Annotated in this window: 17 protein-coding genes and 2 tRNA genes; 4 read left to right on the top strand and 15 right to left on the bottom strand. The window is 34.7% G+C overall.

Translation table 11 applies throughout. From position 1 onward, the window contains the following. Positions 1-14: 14 nt before the first annotated feature. The gene (locus Q0Y70_RS03420; protein ID WP_297816588.1) at positions 15-1,034 is read right to left on the bottom strand and encodes a serine hydrolase; all 1,020 of its coding nucleotides are present in this window, start codon (positions 1,032-1,034) and stop codon (positions 15-17) included. Between the two features lie 107 nt (positions 1,035-1,141). On the opposite strand from Q0Y70_RS03420, the gene Q0Y70_RS03415 reads away from it, so the two are divergent. Next, a tRNA-Glu gene (locus tag Q0Y70_RS03415) sits at positions 1,142-1,213 on the top strand. Positions 1,214-1,218: 5 nt separating this feature from the next. After that, positions 1,219-1,291 (top strand) — tRNA-Gln (locus tag Q0Y70_RS03410). A gap of 444 nt (positions 1,292-1,735) precedes the next feature. On the opposite strand, the gene Q0Y70_RS03405 is transcribed toward Q0Y70_RS03410, so the two are convergent. The 3 genes from Q0Y70_RS03405 to Q0Y70_RS03395 are packed head-to-tail and all read right to left on the bottom strand — an operon-like array spanning position 1,736 to position 2,713. Beyond that, the gene (locus Q0Y70_RS03405; RefSeq protein WP_297816585.1) at positions 1,736-2,002 is read right to left on the bottom strand and encodes a hypothetical protein; all 267 of its coding nucleotides are present in this window, start codon (positions 2,000-2,002) and stop codon (positions 1,736-1,738) included. A gap of 3 nt (positions 2,003-2,005) precedes the next feature. Beyond that, entirely contained in the window at positions 2,006-2,407 is a 402-nt protein-coding gene (locus Q0Y70_RS03400) for a type II TA system antitoxin MqsA family protein (RefSeq protein ID WP_297816582.1), read from the bottom strand. A 12-nt stretch (positions 2,408-2,419) separates the two neighbouring features. Then, on the bottom strand, positions 2,420-2,713 hold the full coding sequence (locus tag Q0Y70_RS03395; RefSeq protein WP_297816579.1) for a type II toxin-antitoxin system MqsR family toxin: 294 nt from the start codon (positions 2,711-2,713) through the stop codon (positions 2,420-2,422). 167 nt (positions 2,714-2,880) lie between these two features. On the opposite strand from Q0Y70_RS03395, the gene Q0Y70_RS03390 reads away from it, so the two are divergent. Further along, a complete protein-coding gene (locus Q0Y70_RS03390) occupies positions 2,881-3,723 on the top strand; it encodes a GRP family sugar transporter (RefSeq protein ID WP_297816576.1) in 843 nt (280 codons plus the stop codon). Between the two features lie 39 nt (positions 3,724-3,762). On the opposite strand, the gene Q0Y70_RS03385 is transcribed toward Q0Y70_RS03390, so the two are convergent. The 3 genes from Q0Y70_RS03385 to Q0Y70_RS03375 all read right to left on the bottom strand — a co-directional run bounded on the left by Q0Y70_RS03385 (position 3,763) and on the right by Q0Y70_RS03375 (position 7,300). Beyond that, a complete protein-coding gene (locus Q0Y70_RS03385; protein ID WP_297816573.1) occupies positions 3,763-5,157 on the bottom strand; it encodes a DHA2 family efflux MFS transporter permease subunit in 1,395 nt (464 codons plus the stop codon). 118 nt (positions 5,158-5,275) lie between these two features. Beyond that, entirely contained in the window at positions 5,276-6,616 is a 1,341-nt protein-coding gene (locus Q0Y70_RS03380) for a glucose-6-phosphate isomerase (RefSeq protein WP_297816571.1), read from the bottom strand. A gap of 69 nt (positions 6,617-6,685) precedes the next feature. After that, the gene (locus Q0Y70_RS03375; protein WP_297816569.1) at positions 6,686-7,300 is read right to left on the bottom strand and encodes a VanZ family protein; all 615 of its coding nucleotides are present in this window, start codon (positions 7,298-7,300) and stop codon (positions 6,686-6,688) included. 161 nt (positions 7,301-7,461) lie between these two features. On the opposite strand from Q0Y70_RS03375, the gene Q0Y70_RS03370 reads away from it, so the two are divergent. After that, positions 7,462-9,651, top strand: coding sequence for an LTA synthase family protein (locus tag Q0Y70_RS03370; RefSeq protein ID WP_297816566.1), 2,190 nt, complete (start codon positions 7,462-7,464; stop codon positions 9,649-9,651). A 70-nt stretch (positions 9,652-9,721) separates the two neighbouring features. Here the strand turns inward: Q0Y70_RS03370 and Q0Y70_RS03365 are convergent, their stop codons facing one another. The 8 genes from Q0Y70_RS03365 to alsS form a co-directional block, all read right to left on the bottom strand. Further along, positions 9,722-11,173, bottom strand: a complete 1,452-nt coding sequence (locus Q0Y70_RS03365; RefSeq protein ID WP_297816563.1) for a HAMP domain-containing sensor histidine kinase — start codon at positions 11,171-11,173, stop codon at positions 9,722-9,724. Positions 11,174-11,176: 3 nt separating this feature from the next. Next, positions 11,177-11,881, bottom strand: coding sequence for a response regulator transcription factor (locus Q0Y70_RS03360; protein ID WP_297816560.1), 705 nt, complete (start codon positions 11,879-11,881; stop codon positions 11,177-11,179). After that, positions 11,878-12,273: a hypothetical protein gene (locus Q0Y70_RS03355; RefSeq protein WP_297816558.1), complete on the bottom strand. Its 396-nt coding sequence runs from the start codon at positions 12,271-12,273 to the stop codon at positions 11,878-11,880. Before Q0Y70_RS03355 ends, Q0Y70_RS03360 begins: the two co-directional genes overlap by 4 nt. 26 nt (positions 12,274-12,299) lie before the next feature. Continuing rightward, positions 12,300-13,268: a type I phosphomannose isomerase catalytic subunit gene (locus Q0Y70_RS03350; protein WP_297816556.1), complete on the bottom strand. Its 969-nt coding sequence runs from the start codon at positions 13,266-13,268 to the stop codon at positions 12,300-12,302. Positions 13,269-13,300: 32 nt separating this feature from the next. Continuing rightward, complete coding sequence (locus tag Q0Y70_RS03345; RefSeq protein ID WP_297816554.1) at positions 13,301-14,473, bottom strand: MalY/PatB family protein; 1,173 nt, start codon at positions 14,471-14,473, stop codon at positions 13,301-13,303. A gap of 3 nt (positions 14,474-14,476) precedes the next feature. Then, positions 14,477-15,370: a DUF3737 family protein gene (locus tag Q0Y70_RS03340; protein WP_297816549.1), complete on the bottom strand. Its 894-nt coding sequence runs from the start codon at positions 15,368-15,370 to the stop codon at positions 14,477-14,479. A 219-nt stretch (positions 15,371-15,589) separates the two neighbouring features. Further along, on the bottom strand, positions 15,590-16,309 hold the full coding sequence (gene budA, locus Q0Y70_RS03335; RefSeq protein WP_297816547.1) for an acetolactate decarboxylase: 720 nt from the start codon (positions 16,307-16,309) through the stop codon (positions 15,590-15,592). A gap of 10 nt (positions 16,310-16,319) precedes the next feature. Beyond that, positions 16,320-17,669, bottom strand: a 1,350-nt coding sequence (gene alsS, locus Q0Y70_RS03330; protein ID WP_297816543.1) for an acetolactate synthase AlsS, incomplete at its 5' end; no start/stop codon positions are given.

Raw genomic sequence — 17,669 nt, 5'->3', positions numbered from 1 at the left:
AAACGAGATGCCTTTTATGATTTATAAACGTTTTCCTTGAGAAAAGTATTAATAATATGTTCGCGCATAGCTAAGAAAACATGATTATGCCCGCTAGGATGAATCCGATTAGTTAAAACTATCAAACCGGATTGATTTAATCGATCTAAAATCATAAAGGTTCCCGTAAATCCAGTATGATAAATTAAGGGATGTTTATCTACCGGATCAAAACGTAAATCCCATCCCCAGGAACGTGGATGAACATTATCTGGCGTTTTTATATTAAATAAATCTGCAACAGTATCGGGATTTAATCCCAGTATCTCTTCATCAAGACCTAGATATCCCTTTGCCATCGCTATTAATGCTGGCAAAGAGGCAAACATGCCAGCTGACCCACAATCTTGTCCTAATATACGGGCTTTTGGATCGTGAACAATCCCCTGTAAGATCTCTCCATTTGGCATTAAGGCGGTTGGAATGCATTTTTTAGGGTCCGGATTAAAAGTAATTTCTGCTAAATGAGTTGGCTTTAAGATCTGCTGATCAATAACCTCTTGGACGGGTTTATGGTAAATTTTTTCCAAAACTAATCCTAACAAAATAAAATTTGTATCTGCATAACGCATTTTTGTTTCAAATTCAGACGTCACTGGTAAGTGTTCAATTGCCAATAACAATTCTGGTGCTGGTAATTGATCGCGATTTTCTATCCAGCCCCGAATCCCGCTTGTATGTGTCAGCAAATGAAATAATCTTACCCGATTATCATTAAACTCTGGCAAAAATTCTGATAAGGGTTCAGAAAAATTAATCTTTCCTTCTTGTTTTAATTTCAAAAAAACATTGGTTGTACCCAATACCTTGGTCAAACTCGCTAAATCATATAATGCAAAAGGACTTAACTGCGTCAGATTAGGCAAAAGAGACGCAAATCCCACTGTAGAAGAAAAAACTTGATCTTGTTTAATAAATGCATAATTTATTCCAGGGACAATTCTGTCACTAATCATCTCTTCAATAAGATGCTGTGTCTTAAAATACTCTATCATAATTAAATTCTACTCCTCTTACATAATACCTTATGCATTCGAAGTAAAAAAGTGTCCTAGAACTTGACACAAACAAATTTATCAATTATATTTACATATGTTGAATTTGCCCGTTGGTCAAATGGTTAAGACGCCACCCTCTCAAGGTGGAGTTACGAGTTCAATTCTCGTACGGGTGATTTACTGAGATATAGCCAAATTGGTAAGGCACAGGATTCTGGTTCCTGGATGTTTCGGTTCGAGCCCGAATATCTCAATTAAGAATACCGTCAGATCAACGATCTGACGGTTTTATTTTACCCTAAAACCCCCAAGTGTGTGCCAACTTGTTTATTTTTTAATTCTATACAAGAAAGAACTACTTAAAATTTTGAAAATAGTCTAAGTAATAAAAGGTTTTACCCACATATCTGAGCTTTTTCATAAGATATATTTCATATCCAGATTACTTTATTTCTATTGACATAATCTCCGATTCTGCGATCCCCAGAATTCCAAAATCTTTAACTTCTACATCTATATATTGTTGTCCATCTTCTGCCGAGAATCATAACCTATTACTACACCTTGCCATTTATGGTTATTAATATCACTTATCTTAACTTACTTACCAACGAATTTATATAAATTGGTCATGATTTCCACTCCAACCCATTATGGCTTAAAATCAAAAACTAATATTACTACAAACGGATAAGCATTTAATATTCAATATTAGATATATTTCTCCATTGATCTTTTATTGTCTTACCTTCAATTTTAAATTCTAAGACTGCATTAGTATCCTTAAATTTCTTTATATAATCAAGATTATTCTGTTCCGTAGAAGCTAGTTCTCGTCTTGGAGAAAATTCTTCAGCATCTTGATCCGGTTCAATTAAACAGCCTTTACCGTTTAATGTAAACTCAATCTCAAAGCCAGTATCAATAAATTCTCGAAACTGATCTAAGCTTTGAAGCTTTTTCACTTTCTACATCTCTTTTCTTTCATGATCACTTTTGCTTTCAGCAATAAAATCCTGCATTACTTGCGGATGCTTGATCAAAACTTTCAATAAACGATTATTGCTGATCGTAGGTATTTCTCCAACTTCATAGAGTGCCACTGTGGATGGGCTCCAACCAATGATCTCGGCTAACCTTTTTTGAGAAATTTTCCACTTTTTACGCAAGGCTTTTATTTCTTCAGGTCCAATGAAGTCATACTTTTTGCGATATTTGTCTTGTGCCAGTTTCACTGCCTTATTATCAAGTTCGCTGTCAGCTACAATTTCATTTGTATCAGCGTCAAATTTAGCAGGTGCGGTTACTTTTATTTCAGTACCCCGAATGTTAAAAGTATTGGTGTAATCTTTTATATATGTTTTGGTCATAAAATTACTCCTTTAATAAACAGCGATGTGGAATGATATAAATTTCACCATATCCAATTCTGATGAAAATTTACATTTAAGATAATATTTAATGCCTACATCCGTCTTATAAATCCATAAAAATTCTCCAGGACGATCCCTGTCTTCACTTTTTCCTATAAAATCTTCTAGACTTAATTGCTTGACTATGATCTTTGCTACTTCGTTAGATACAGGATGCGCATGCTGAGCACGTCGATTGATAATAATAAATTTATCTTCTTCAACCAGCCTTTTTAATATTTTAAGTGCAAAAGCTTCATTCACAAAATTCACCTTAAATTATATCAAGATTTACTATGAATTCATAGTAGAGCTATCCTCTCACTATCTATTACACGAAAACTCTAATTTTTTGTTTTAAATTTTCTTAACTTTTATCCAGGTAATTTCTAGTATAATGAAAACGGTTTATCTAGAAATGGAGATTTTTAATGAATATAATTATCGCTTTAATTCCCGCCCTAGGTTGGGGAATTTTTCCACTAATCGCTGGAAAGATAAAAAACAGCAAACCTAGCAACGAAATTTTCGGCCTCGCCATCGGCGCCTTGCTGATCGGCATCATCACTTTCATTATCCATCCCTCTCACTTAAGCACCATGACGTTTACGCTATCACTTTTGTCAGGGATGTTTTGGACTATGGGGCAAGCAGGACAATTTATCTCAATGGCCAAAATTGGCATCAGTAAAACCATGCCGCTTTCAACCGGACTGCAGCTAATTGGCAATACCTTAATCGGAGTTGCCATGTTCAGCGAATGGACCAGCATGCGACAATATGTTGTCGGCATCTTTTCACTAATCTTAATCATCGTCGGCGTAACTTTAACTGCCATCAGTAAGGGCAACGAATCAAAAGTTACTTTGCGCGACTTCTTGCTCTTACTATTTACTTCGATTGGTTACTGGATCTACTCAACTTTTCCTAAAACCATCAAAGCCGATGCTCAATCTTTATTTTTCCCACAAATGCTCGGCATCTTCCTGGGCAGCATCATTTTCTTACTGCTTACGCACCAGACTATTGCCTTTAAACAAAAAGCGACCTACTTGAATATTTTTTCTGGTTTTTCATTTGGGATCGCAGCTCTGGCTTATATCTTTTCTGCAAAAATGAATGGTGTCATTAATGCATTCGTCTACAGTCAATTATGTGTGATTATTTCTACTTTAGGTGGAATCTTTATTGTTGGTGAAAAAAAGCCAAAAATGGAGTTTATTGCTACAATAATCGGGTTGGTATTAATCATTATTGGAGCAGCGCTTCACTAGTTAAAAATAGCGTTTGGATTATCTCCAGACGCTATTTTTTTACTTATTTTCTAATTTTTCGATTCTAAATAATTTCCAGTAACTAAACAAAATGATCAAACCTAAGATCGTCGTCATAACAAAAGCTGCTTGACTACCTTGGGCAGTCAAAACACTATATGGTGCATTATTTTTATTTTGCCAAATTGCAATTATCGCAGCTAAAATCGTTGTCCCAATTGAGCCAGCTAACTGCTGACTAGTTTGACAGATAGCTGTTGCATCGGCTTGAAGATTGCTTTCTTGAAGTTTAAGAGTTTCAGCTAAAGTATTTGAAAATGCCATTCTGTGTCCTAACATCAAAACACCATAAAAAATAATTATCATTAATGACGTCAAATTCATTCCGAAAACGGCAAATAAAACACCGCTGACAGTCACTAATCCACCACCTAGATAAAGTGGTAGTTTTGCCCCAAGACGATCGTATAAGCGTCCAAAATATGGATTTAACACCCCAGCCAAAATACTACCAGGAAGTAAAATCAACCCTCCAACTAATGAAGTTTGTTTTCCAACAATTTGAATGTAATTAGGTAAAACAAAGCTGGTTCCGATATTTATGAACTGTAATAAAAAGTAAGCTAAAGTGCCAAAGATAAAACCTTTTTGTTTAAAGACCTTCAAGTCGATTATATTGTTAGCTGTAGTCTTTGATAAATAGATAAATAAACCAAATAATAAACCACATAAAACTAATAATACCCACAGCAGCCAATTATTTAAACCATGACTAATCTGATTTAATCCTACTGTCAAGCTAATTAAAGCCAAAGACAAAATAAGAAAGTTTAGCCAAGCGAATTTTTCTTTTTGAATTTCATGATATTTCTTTACTACTGCTAATCCACATAAAAAAACGATCAGAGCAAAGACTGATACTAAAATAAAAATCCAGCGCCAGTTAAAGTAATAATTAATTGCTCCACCAAATGCTGGACCCAAAGTTGGAGCCATCGCAACAACTAGTCCGGCAATTCCCATATAAAAGCCCCATTTAGGGCGAGGCATAATTTCTACAATCAAGTTAAACATTAATGGCGTACTTAATCCTGCTCCAAAAGCGGAAATCAATCTTCCAAGTAGTAATAAAGCAAAATTGGGTGCTACTGCCGATATTAAACTTCCTGCTATAAAGGTTAAACATGCTGCGATAAACTGCTGACGGGCAGTAAAACGTTTATTTAAATAAGATGATGCTAGCATAATAATTGCAATCATCAGTAAGTACCCTGTTGTCGTCCATTGAATTACATCAAGCGTGACACCAAATTGCTTCATCATTGTCGGAAAAGTTACATTCAGACTAGTCTCTGTTAATATTCCAACAAATGACATAAAAGCCATTGCCAATACTGCCATTATGTTTTTTACTTCATTATCTTTATGCGCCATCTAAAACTCCCCTTCTCATAGAAAAAGAGCAGGAGTAAATAACTCCTACCCTTTCTTTAGTCAAAACGACTATATTCAACTGTATAGTGATCAAACTATACTGAGTATGCCTTAAATATTAAAGACGCTTAGTCAAATCGTCATGTAAATCTTCATAGCCAGGCTTGTTCAAAAGACCAAACATGTTTCTCTTGTAACTTTCAACACCTGGTTGGTTGAATGGGTTAATACCATTCAAGTAACCTGAAATACCAACAGCTAATTCGAACCAGTAAATTAAGTAACCTAAAGTGTGAGCACTTTGATCCTTAATGTCTACAGTCATAACTGGTACACCACCGTCAGTGTGAGCTAAAACAACACCTTCGTAAGCACGATCGTTTACGTAGTTCATAGTCTTGCCTGATAAGAAGTTCAGTTGGTCAAGATTTTCTTTATCTTCAGGAATAGTTACATCGTGACGAGGATTTTCAACTCTGACAACAGTTTCCATTAAATTACGACGACCTTCTTGGATGTATTGACCAAGTGAGTGAAGATCAGTAGTGAAGTTTGCACTAGATGGGTAAATACCTTTTTGGTCCTTACCTTCAGATTCACCCATTAATTGCTTCCACCATTCGCCAAACATTCTTAAAGTTGGTTCATAGTTTTCAAGTAATTCAGTAGTGTAACCCTTGCGGTAAAGAATGTTACGAAGTGCTGCATACTTGTATGGGTTATCACCAGTATCATCTGGATCAGTGTAAGCACTACGTGCGTCAGCAGCACCTTTCATCAATTCGTCAATATTGCCACCTGCAACGGCAATTGGAAGAAGTCCTACAGCTGATAATACTGAGAAACGTCCACCAATATCATCTGGAACAACAAATTCTTCGTAACCTTCTGCATCAGCTTCAGTCTTAAGTGCACCTTTTTGACGGTCAGTAGTTGCGTAAATTCTCTTAGCAGCTTCTTCTTTACCATATTTCTTAATTAGCTTGTCTTTCAAAATACGGAATGCAATTGAAGGTTCAGTAGTAGTACCTGACTTAGAAATAATATTGATTGAGAAATCCTTGTCGCCCAACCATTCGATTAAGTCGTAAAGGTATGAACCTGATAATGAGTTACCACAAAATACTACAGTTGGGTAGTCGCTCTTTTCTTTACCGTAAAATGCACCGTTTAAGAATTCGATTGCAGCTTGAGCGCCAAGGTATGATCCACCGATACCAATTCCGATTAATACTTCTGAATCGCTTTGAATCTTCTTAGCAGCTTTTTTGATACGTGCAAATTCATCTTTATCATAATCTACAGGTAAATCAATCCAGCCGCGGAAATCACTACCAGCACCTGTGCCTTCACGTAACTCTTTATCAGCAGCAGTAACCATTGGTTGTAATTCCTTAAGTTCATTTTCGTGAACAAATGGCTTTAATTTACTTGCGTCAAGATGTACAACTTTATCCATTTACTTTTACTTCCTTTTTTATTACTTTTATTACATTTTTATTTTAACAGAAATAACATAGAAAACTAGTTAAATTACATTCTTTGTTTTAAAAATCACATGATAAATCCCATAACCTATCATCGCTCCACAAACATTGAAAAACACATCGTCTATATCACTAACTCCTGTTGCCAAAACAAACTGAAGAGTTTCAATGGTGACAGAAAAAATCAATCCTGTTAAGAAGGTCTCTTTGAAGCTTTTTTTCTTCATAATTATGATTGGGAACAAAAATCCAAATGGTATAAACCATACAATATTACCCAAAGAATTATAAAAGAAGTCTAATAAGCTGGTAGCTTTAGTCAGCTTCAAAGTTTCTTTTAAAAATATCAAATTGATATCGCTTAAAGGACGATTGAAGTTAAAAGATAGCTGCCATGGAAAATAAGTATCTCTAAATGTAGTTAGCATTAAGAGTAAAATTATGTAAAAAGCAAATATCCAAACGCAAACTTCAGAAAATAAGCGTCGACGATGTCTTACTAATAAGAGCCAAAGCAAACGCAGAATCGCAAATATAATAAAATAAAATATAGTTTTATCTAAGCTATAGAAAATCAACTTGATTAATGCAAAGTGATTTATCCTTCCTGCTAGGTTATGACTTAAAATATCATAAAATGGTTGTAAAAAAAGCATAGAATTCAGACCTTCTTGAGTTTAATCCCATTATATATTAGATAAACAACATTTGTTTTTATCGAGCTAAAATATTAAAAAAATTAAAACCTTTTATATAAGCTAGCAGTTTTAAAGAAACATAAGTAAAATAAACTTTATACAATAAGAGGAGAATAATTTTGAATAAACGAAATTTTTGGCAAACAAGAATTGGCTTCTTTACGCTTTTAATGCTTTGCTTTTGGGCAAAGTATATGTTTGCTTCCTACTTCAATTTTAAATTAGGTTTATCTGATCCCTATCAGCATTTTATCATTTGGTTTACTCCATTAGGTACGGGTATCATTTTACTAAGTATCGGATTATATTTTTCTAAGCCGATTGTGTCATACATCGCTATGCTTTTTCTCGATATTTTAAATACCATTTTGCTTTTTGCAAATGTGATTTATTATCGTCAGTTCAACGACTTTTTGACATTTAAAACTGTTCAAAACACAGGCAAAGTCTCTCAGGGACTTGGGAAAAGTACAGTAGCGCTTTTGCAACCAACTGATATTTTGTTATGGATCGATATTATTGTGATCATTGTCTTATTGATCATTAGAGTTATCAAAATTGATCCACGTAAATACGGGTTGAAGCGGCCTTTTGCCGTAACATCTTTTGGTGTTTTTATACTAGCTTTAAACATGATGCTTGCCGAAACTTCTCGCCCACGTTTACTTAGAAATACATTTGATCGCTCTTATGTAGTTAAATATCTCGGTCTTGACGCTTATTCAGTTTATGACATTGCAAAAAGCGCCCAATCTAATCAAATTAAGAAAAATGCCAATGCTGATGATATAAATCAAATTCTGAAATTTGTTCAGAAAAATTATACTCCCCCTAACCCTAAATATTTTGGAAAAGCTAAGGGAAAGAATGTTATTGTCTTACACTTAGAAAGTTTCCAACAATTTTTAATTGGGTTGAAGGTTAATGGTCAAGAAGTTACTCCATTTCTAAATTCTATCTACCATAACAAGAATACAATTTCGTTTGATAATTTTTATCACCAAGTAGGTCTTGGTAGAACTAGTGACGCAGAAAACATGCTTGAAACTGGTACTTTTGGAATTTCAGATGGATCATTGTTTTCTTCTCTAGGATCTGAAAATACTTTCCAAGCAGCACCTCAAATCTTGCGCCAGCAGGGGTATACTTCAGCGGTTTTTCATGGTAATACTGGTACTTTTTGGAATCGTAACGAAGTATATAAGAATTTAGGGTATAACTACTTCTTTGATTCAAATTATTTCTCTCAAAATAAAGACGATAAAATTGGTTATGGGCTTAAGGACAAATTGCTCTTTTCTCAAAGTATTAAATACTTAGAACAAATGCAGCAGCCATTTTATGTTAAGTATCTTACGGTTACTAACCACATTCCTTACAATATGGATGAAGAAGATAAAGATAAAAACTTCACTACTACCAATACACCAAATACTACTATCAATAATTACTTTGAAACGGCTCATTATCTCGACCAATCGATTAAAGAATTTTTTGATTATCTCAAAAAAAGCGGCCTTGGGAAAAATACCATGGTCGTGATATATGGTGACCACTATGGTGTAGGGAGTTCTGATAGTGAAACTTCAGCGTTAGCGCCCGTTTTAGGAATTAAGAGTTCTAGCTGGAATGAATACGACAATATTCAAATTCAAAAAGTACCATTCATGATCCATATGCCTGGCCTTAAGGGAAAGATCGATTCAACTTATGGCGGTGAAATTGATGTGTTACCTACCGTCCTTCATTTATTAGGAGTTCATACTAAAGATTATATTGAATTCGGCAATGATCTACTTTCAACTCATCGCAAGCAAGTGGTCGTCTTTAGAAATGGAACGATTGTGACTCCTAACTATGTGATTATAGGTAATAAAGGTATTAAAGGAACAGTTTATGACAATCGAAGTGGCGAAAAGATCACCAAGTTTACTGATTCTCAGAAAAAACAGATTAAAAAATTGGCAGACTATGCTAAGCAATTGTTACATGATTCGGATTTACTAAATAACCGCAATTTATTACGTTTCTATACTCCAAAAGGTTTTATCCCAGTTGATCCAACTCAATTTGATTATTCCTTAAATTATCAAAGAATGCTTCAGCTAAGTAAGGATCTTGGCAATAAATCTACTTCTTTATTCAGCCGGTACAAATCAAGTACCACCAATATGTTCAATACTGATGCCGTTGAAAGCAATCGTGATGAAATTGACACAGTACCTGAAAACATTCTGAATAATGAAAATAAGCAAGAACCCGATCAAAATGATTCTGCGAAAAATAAAAAACAGAATGCTGAAAGATAATCTTATAATTAGATAAAATTAAACCCACTAAGTTGACTCACTCATTATGAGTTACTTAGTGGGTTTTTAATTAATTATCTGAGTTAAACTTTTCAAAACCTTTGTCGTAAATAACAACCGTAAACGTTGATCCCATACCTGGATGCGATTCAACTGTAATTTGACCACCATGTTGTTTGATCAAAGACATTACAATTGCTAGGCCTAAGCCAGATTCTCCTGACCCCAACTTTGCACGAGAAGGATCTGCCTTATAGAAACGATCAAAAATAAATTTTCTTTGCTTGTCTGTCATCCCAATTCCAGTGTCTTGAATTTTAAATTCACTAGCATGCTCTAAACGTCTACCATTAATTGTAATCGTTCCATTTTCAGTGAATTGAAGTGCATTTTGAACCAAATTAACCATAATCTGAGTGAAGCGATCTTTATCCGCATATGTTTCAAGATCGGGTGGACAGTTCACCTTTAAAGTATCATTTTTATCTTCTGCCTTTTTCTCCATCTGAGTCTTCAGATTTTCTAATACTTTAGCAGCATTAAACTTAGTCTTGACAAGCATTATCTGGTTGCTGCGGATCTTTTCAAAGTCTAAGTTTTCATTAACCAATCGAATCAAGCGCTTAGTCTCACTCTGCATCAAGGCAATCGACTTGGGTTTTGCTTCTTCAGGTATTGCATCATACTGCAATCCTTCCAAGATTCCGTTAATTGTTGTAAGCGGCGTACGCATTTCATGAGCTGCATCAGCCATAAATTGATCACGACGCTGCTCTTGAGCCTCAATTTCTTCAGATGATTTTTTTAGTGCAACAACCATTTGATTAAAATCGCTAGCTAAATCATCGATTTCATCATTGTCTCCATGGGGAATTTCAACATTAAAGTTACCAGCTGCCACCTTTTTAGTTGCTTTAGATAAACGGGCAATCCTTTTAGAAATGAAATAAGACAAAATAAAACTCAGAATTAAAGCTACAATAACTGTAATCAATAAAGCATTTAAGATATTGTGCTTTTCTCTGACAATTACTGACTCCACATTTTGAGCTCTAGATCCAATCCAAATAACACCGATCAATTTCCCTTTATTTTTCCAAGGCACTAATACACTAGTGTATGGTTCCTTACTAGAAAATGTCATCTGACTTGACTTATGATCGTTTTGAATCTGAATTGTCTCATCTTTTTTCAGGCGTTTGAAATAACTCTCTGGCAAACTCCACTTCATCGGTGAACGGGGATAAACTAGGCGATTATTCTTTGAGAAGATGCGTAAAGTTGTATCCTCACCTTGCATCACAACTTGTAAATTATCCAAAAACTTGGGATCGATTTCTCCATCGGGATTCTTTTTTGACAATGCAAGTTGTTCTAACGAATGGGCGTAACCTTCCAAACGACTATAACTTTGTTCATAAGCTTGATTAGTGGCAAAGTTAATTGAAGCATATCCAATAATGGTTACACTTGTAAAAATAATTAACAAAAAGCCAAGCATTTGCTGATAAAAGAGTTTCAAGAATTACACCTCAGAGTCATCAAACTTATAGCCTACGCCCCACACAGTTTGGATAACTTGTGGACCAGCTTTTTCTAGTTTTTGACGTAATTTTTTAATATGGGCATCAACAGTTCTTTCTTCTCCAAAATATTCATATCCCCATACTAATTCGAGTAACTTATCACGTGAAAATACTTGTTTTGGCTTTTTAGCCATTGTAAGTAATAAATCAAATTCTTTTGGGGTCAATCCTTCGACTACATTATCATCAAACAAAACTTCTCGACGATCTTTTGAGATCTTGAGGTGATTGGTAATAACATCATAATTCCTATTCGAGCTAGCTTTTTGACCATCCATATTGCTACGACGATAAAGTGCCTTAATTCGGGCAATGAGAGCCAAAGGACTAAATGGTTTAGTCACGTATTCGTCAGCTCCAATACCCAAACCTAAAATTTGATCGGATTCTGAATCTCTTGCTGTAAGCATGATAATCGGAATTTGTTTAGATATTTCTCTAATTTCCTTAGCTACTTGCATCCCATCTTTTTTGGGTAAATTCAAATCCAAGGTGATAATATCGTACTTGTTTTTATTTTTCTTAAATTCTTCTACTGCCTGGATGCCATCTTCTGCAATATCGACATTCCAATCTTCCTTAGCAAAAAACATCTTCATCATTTCTGCTACGGAATTATCATCTTCAACCATTAAAATATTCATTTTTTATCTCTAAATCCTTTTACCTTTTGGTGCTTAATCTGATCGGGTTCCACATAATCATGGGGTAACTCACCACGTTTTTTGAGAAACTCTTGTAATTTCTTTTCAGTTAAAATTATAGGCGCTAAAATGAACAGATAAAAAGTCAATAGCCACAATATAAAGTACCTGTCCCAGTTCAGAGCATGAATAATTAGACCAAGGATTGTCTGAATACTACCAAACAAAATCAGGTAATTTCTTGCCCACTTTTGTGCATATGCAAAACTAGCCTTATTGACGGTTGCTAAATATGACAAATATCCATACATTCGATTCGGAGTCTTAGCAGGCGAAAAAAGCCAGATGACTCCTATTGCAAGCATTATTACACCACAAGCTAGATAAATCATTTGGCTTCCTTTCTAAATATTCAAATTTATTCTTTGCCTGGGGCAGAAATAACTAATCTCAAATTATCTCCGCTAAAGCTGAATTTCTTTATTTCATTCGGAATGATAAAGTTAGTTCCTAACTTAATATTATAGTCCTTTCCATCTGCACTGAATTTTCCATTTCCTTTAATGACAGAAACTAAAAGATATGGATGATCATCTAGTGTCCAATTAAATATACCATTTACATCGATTTGCCACAAATAAAAATGAGGAGAAACTGGTGGCTGGGCTAATGTAGTAATCTTAGCATCGCCAACAGTTTCATGAGTGATGTTTAATTTCGGATCCTTGTGTGGAACTTGTATTGTATCAAGTGATTGTTTGATGTGAAGTTCACGTTTCTTACCAGTCTTTTTATCAACACGATCCCAGTCATATAAACGATAAGTAACATCACTAGATTGTTGGGTTTCAATAACCATGATTCCCTTAGTTAAAGCATGAACCGTACCAGCTGGAACGTATAAGAAGTCTCCTTCTTTAACTGGAACATATCTAAATAACTTGTCCCACTTGCCATTTTTGATCCAATCTTCTAATTCTTCTTTAGACTTGGCATTGTGACCATAAATTAATTTTGCACCTGGTTCTGCATGAAGAACATACCAGCTCTCGGTTTTACCAGAATCATTTTCATGTACTCGAGCATAGTCATCATCAGGGTGTACCTGCACTGATAAGTTGTCATTAGCGTCTAAGAATTTAACTAATAATGGAAACTCTTTAGCTTTAGGATTACCAAACAATTCTGGATGCTTTAAGTAAAGGTCGCGCAAAGTCATACCCTTGTATGGTCCTTGAGTTACAGTAGATGCATCATCTTTATAACCAGAGATTACCCAAGCTTCTCCGACTTTTCCATCAGGAATTTTATAACCTAATTCTGTATTTAATTTACGTCCACCCCAGATTTTTGGACGAAAGTAAGGAGTTAAAAATATTGGTTCCATAAAAAATCACCTCAAATAAAGTATATACTTTTTCAAATAGTTTTTCGATACAATTTAATACCTTTTTGCAAGCGCTTCATACCATCTTTAACTAAGTCTAAGGGGCATGCCAAATTCATCCGTAAGAATTGATTGCCGTTTCCACGATAAACGCTTCCGCTAGATAAGATGAGACCAGTTTTATCTACCAAAAACTTCTGCAACTGATCTGAATTATCACAAAATGCCTCAACATCAAGCCACATCAAATATGTTGCATTCCCACTTACTACTTTGATATCAGAAATATTCTGCTTAATAAAATCTGCTACGTACTCAAAGTTTTCACGTAATTGTTGTTTTAAAGCGGCAAGCCAAGATTCACCCTGCTTATAGGCGGCAATCGTAGCTGGAATTGCCAATAAATTTGGCTCAGCTACTTCGTCACTATTAAGGTCGCGATTTACAATATTACGTAAAGTCTCATTAGGAATGATTGCAGTTGCGGCATGCAAAGCTGCTACGTTAAAAGTTTTACTTGGGGATATGAGAGAAATAATCTTTTTATTTTCATCATCAGTCACACTAAAACTTGGAGTATAGTCAAATCCTTGTCGTACTAAATCTCCATGAATTTCATCAGAAAGTAAAACTACATTGTACTCGTGACAAAGATTTGCAATTTTTTCAACTTCTTGTTTTGACCAAACTTTCCCAATTGGATTATGAGGATTACAAAAAATCATTAAAGTTGTAAGTGGATTAGCTAGCTTTTCTTCTAAATCATCCCAATTTATATGGTAATTACTCCCATCAAATTCAAGATCATTAGATAAGACATGACGCCCATTATTTTCAATTGAATTATAAAAAATATTATAAACAGGTTCTTGAACTAAAACATTATCGCCAATATTGGAAACATGGCGAACAATAGATGAGATTGCAGGCACAACTCCAGTAGTAAAAATCATCCACTTTTTATCCGCTTGCACGTTGTGTTGAGATTTCAACCAATAACTGACACTATCGAAATAATCATCACCGGGCCATTCATAGCCAAATGCACCTAGTTCAATCTTCTCTTTCATTGCATCAATAATTGCCGGTGCAGTCTTAAAATCCATGTCCGCAATCCACATTGGCAACTGATCTTTTTTAATATTCCATTTAACTGAATCGGTTTTTGTGCGATCAGGCACAGTTTCAAAATCAAATTTTTCCATTTTTTAATCCTTAGCTAGTTGATTATTATCAGAACTATCTAACTTTTGATCGATCTTGTCACAAATAATCTCAGTTTTGGCTGGATCAATTTTTCTAGGATCCATAATTAGAGTACCTATTTGAGGGATCTTGATTTTTCCTGAAATTGGGTTTTTAACACTATCTAATTTGTTGTTTATTTCGACATCCATATTAGAAACATATTCAAAGGCTAGATCAGTTCTTAAAAAGCTGCAGTTTTTGATAACAAGGTTATCTATATAATTTAAACCTTGATCACTTTCAATTCGACAATTGATCAAAGTGAGATTCTTCGTATTCCAAGCTAAATACTCACCATCAATTGTTGAATCATAAATCGTTACATTCTCACAATTCCAAAAGGCATCTTTTGAAACAAAAGTTGAATTATGTACTTCAATATTTTTCGCACCGTCAAAAACGTAATTACCGATCACACTTACATTATCTAAATAAATATTTTCACTATCTTTTCCAAAATAATCACCATTAACTTGACTATTAGTGATCTTAATATCCTTGCAAGTCCACATTGTTTCTTGAGCGTCGCTAAAATGCACATTATCTAAAGTAATATCACTACTTCTTCTAAAAAGCTTAGGAGCTTGCAAGGCAGAATTCGTAACAGTAATATTTTTGGTATACCAAATTCCACTACGCGACATGGTTTCAAAAGTTGTGTTATCGATGGTAACATTTTGATCATACCAAAGTGGGTATTTCCATGTAAAAATAGAGTCTTTAATTTCAATATTTACCGCTTCTTTTAAAGGTGATTCTCCCTTTCCAAAAGTAACTCTCGCTAAGCGAGCGTCTTTAAGTCCATAAAGAATTCTTTCACCTTCAAAGTATTTATCTTCAATTGTTTTTTCCATATGACACTCCTAGATTCTTACTGTTTACGCATCTTTTAGTGTAGTCTTTTAAAGCATTATTTCTAATACTTATTTACTTAATGCAGATATAGCTAAAAGTTATAGCTATTATTTTTAAACTACATCTATTCCACAAAGAATTATAGGTCATTGCGACCTACTAAAGAATTTAGTCTTTTGAATGCTAGGATAAATTCTATTTATGGTGTAAATCTGAACTTATTTATTTGAAGAACCCTCTGATTTTTCAATACCTTCTTTAACTGAAGCTAAATCAACCTCTGAATCACGAAAATCTGAATCATTGATTGGAAAATGCTGCTGTAAGGTATCAAAAATTTCTAGATTACCACTTAAATTTTCCGCCTTAAAATCTAACACATGACCCGCAATTTGATGATCATCGCTGATAAAATGCAAATGCCACCCGCTAGCAGTAACGCTGCCAAAAATTGCCGGGGCATAGTAACCAATAATTGTTCCAGTAAGGTCTTCAAATGTAAATTCAGGTTGATTTTGAGCTACTTCAAGTAAACTAGGATAAGGTTTTTCTTGTTTAGGCGCAATTCTAGTGTGCAAAAAGGGAAAACTTCCTTTTAGTTGAATTGCTGCGAAGACATTTTGTAGTTTTTGCTCTTTGACCAAAGTTTGATTGACATAATTAAAGTCAGCATTTTCTGGACTTAATTCAATTAAATCTTTTGGAAAGTGAACAGAGGCAAATGGTAATTTAGTATTCATATCAGTAATATGATTAACTTTACCACTTGAAGTCGCTTGGTAAACTTCGTTATCTAAAATTATCACTTCGCCATCTAAGCCACTGAAAGTTCCCAACCCATATGAGCCGTGAGTGAGCAAGTCCTTTAACGTAATCGTACCATCAAAATTACCAGCCATTAATGAAGCAAGTGTACTGTGTTCATATAAAGTATTCATCGATTTCTCCTTATCCTAATTGTGAATCAATTAAATGAGCGGCGAGTTGTTGATTATGCGAGTAGTCTACAGGTACGTCTACGACAACTGGACCTTGAATACTAAATGCTTTTTTCATAACACTGTTCAAGTTTTCAGGTTTATCTACTCTTAAGCCAGTAGCACCGAAACTTTCAGCGAATTTGACTAAATCAACCTCTCCGAATTTTACTCCTGCATTATCATCATATTTCATTTCTTCTTGGAAACGTACCATATCGTAATGACCACCATCATTCCAAACAACAACTACGATGTTTAAATTATGCTCAACAGCAGTAGATAATTCAGCTGCTGAAAACATAAATCCACCATCACCGCAAACCGCTACTGATTTCGTTTCTGGTTTAAGTAAAGCGGCAGTGATTGCCCAAGGAAGACCAACACCAAGCGTCTGCATTCCATTACTAATTAATAAATGATGTGGCTGATATGATCTAAAATGTCTAGCCATCCAGATATAATGTGAACCCACATCTAAGCAAACTGTCATGTCATCATTCACATTTTCTTGAATGGCTCGAACAATTGCTAACGGATGATTCAAATTACCATTTGCAGGCATTGCATGCGTTTTATCCTTATCAAGTTCCGCTTTAAAGTTAGCAAGTAGGTCATTTGATACTACAGGATAAGTAAATCCTTCTAAACGATTGCTTAATTGATCAATACTTGAAGCAAGATTTCCAACAAGCTGCATAATTGGTGTAAAGTTATTATCTATTTGAGCAGGTACTGTATCTAAGTTGACAATTCTCAGCTTACCTTCTTTATTCCAGTTACGAGGTTCGTATTCAATTGGATCATAACCAATAGTGATTACTAAATCACTATTGGCAAGCAAACGATCACCTACTTGGTTTCTGAATAATCCTACCCGGCCAAAGTATGATCGCTTTTCTAACTCACGAGAAATAACACCAGCTGCTTGATAAGTTTCAACAACAGGAAACGAGTAATTTTCAAGTAACTTTCGTAAAGCTTGAGTGGTTTTTTCGTCACCAGCCCTTTGACCTACCAAGATTACCGGTAATTTACTTAATTTGATCAAATCAGCCAATTTAGTGAGATCATTTAAATCTGCTGGCCCCATCTTAGGTTTTGAATATACTGGAAGTGGCTTTTCGGTAACAATGCTATCGTCAATATCTTGAGGCAAGCTGATAAAAGCGGCCCCTTTTCTTGCACCTTGTGTTGCTTCAATAGCATTAGATATAGTTTCAGAAATATTATTTGGATCCTGGATTTCTGCACTAAAGTGAGTAATTGGTGCCATTAATCTTTTAGAAGGAGTGCTTTGGTGGGTGGCACGATAAAGGTC

The sequence above is a fragment of the uncultured Lactobacillus sp. genome, assembly GCF_947367085.1.
Lineage (GTDB): Bacteria > Bacillota > Bacilli > Lactobacillales > Lactobacillaceae > Lactobacillus.
Note: the sequence above shows the minus strand (reverse complement) of the source record. Positions and strands in the feature narration are given on the sequence as shown.

What these genes read in the sequence shown, in the direction of transcription:
- Q0Y70_RS03360 (WP_297816560.1), bottom strand. Translation starts at nt 11,881, where the DNA reads ATGAATATTTTAATGGTTGAAGATGATAATTCCGTAGCAGAAATGATG.
- Q0Y70_RS03355 (WP_297816558.1), bottom strand. Translation starts at nt 12,273, where the DNA reads ATGATTTATCTAGCTTGTGGTGTAATAATGCTTGCAATAGGAGTCATC.
- Q0Y70_RS03350 (WP_297816556.1), bottom strand. Translation starts at nt 13,268, where the DNA reads ATGGAACCAATATTTTTAACTCCTTACTTTCGTCCAAAAATCTGGGGT.
- Q0Y70_RS03345 (WP_297816554.1), bottom strand. Translation starts at nt 14,473, where the DNA reads ATGGAAAAATTTGATTTTGAAACTGTGCCTGATCGCACAAAAACCGAT.
- budA (WP_297816547.1), bottom strand. Translation starts at nt 16,309, where the DNA reads ATGAATACTTTATATGAACACAGTACACTTGCTTCATTAATGGCTGGT.
- Q0Y70_RS03340 (WP_297816549.1), bottom strand. Translation starts at nt 15,370, where the DNA reads ATGGAAAAAACAATTGAAGATAAATACTTTGAAGGTGAAAGAATTCTT.
- Q0Y70_RS03400 (WP_297816582.1), bottom strand. Translation starts at nt 2,407, where the DNA reads ATGACCAAAACATATATAAAAGATTACACCAATACTTTTAACATTCGG.
- Q0Y70_RS03375 (WP_297816569.1), bottom strand. Translation starts at nt 7,300, where the DNA reads ATGCTTTTTTTACAACCATTTTATGATATTTTAAGTCATAACCTAGCA.
- Q0Y70_RS03420 (WP_297816588.1), bottom strand. Translation starts at nt 1,034, where the DNA reads ATGATAGAGTATTTTAAGACACAGCATCTTATTGAAGAGATGATTAGT.
- Q0Y70_RS03385 (WP_297816573.1), bottom strand. Translation starts at nt 5,157, where the DNA reads ATGGCGCATAAAGATAATGAAGTAAAAAACATAATGGCAGTATTGGCA.
- Q0Y70_RS03380 (WP_297816571.1), bottom strand. Translation starts at nt 6,616, where the DNA reads ATGGATAAAGTTGTACATCTTGACGCAAGTAAATTAAAGCCATTTGTT.
- Q0Y70_RS03390 (WP_297816576.1), top strand. Translation starts at nt 2,881, where the DNA reads ATGAATATAATTATCGCTTTAATTCCCGCCCTAGGTTGGGGAATTTTT.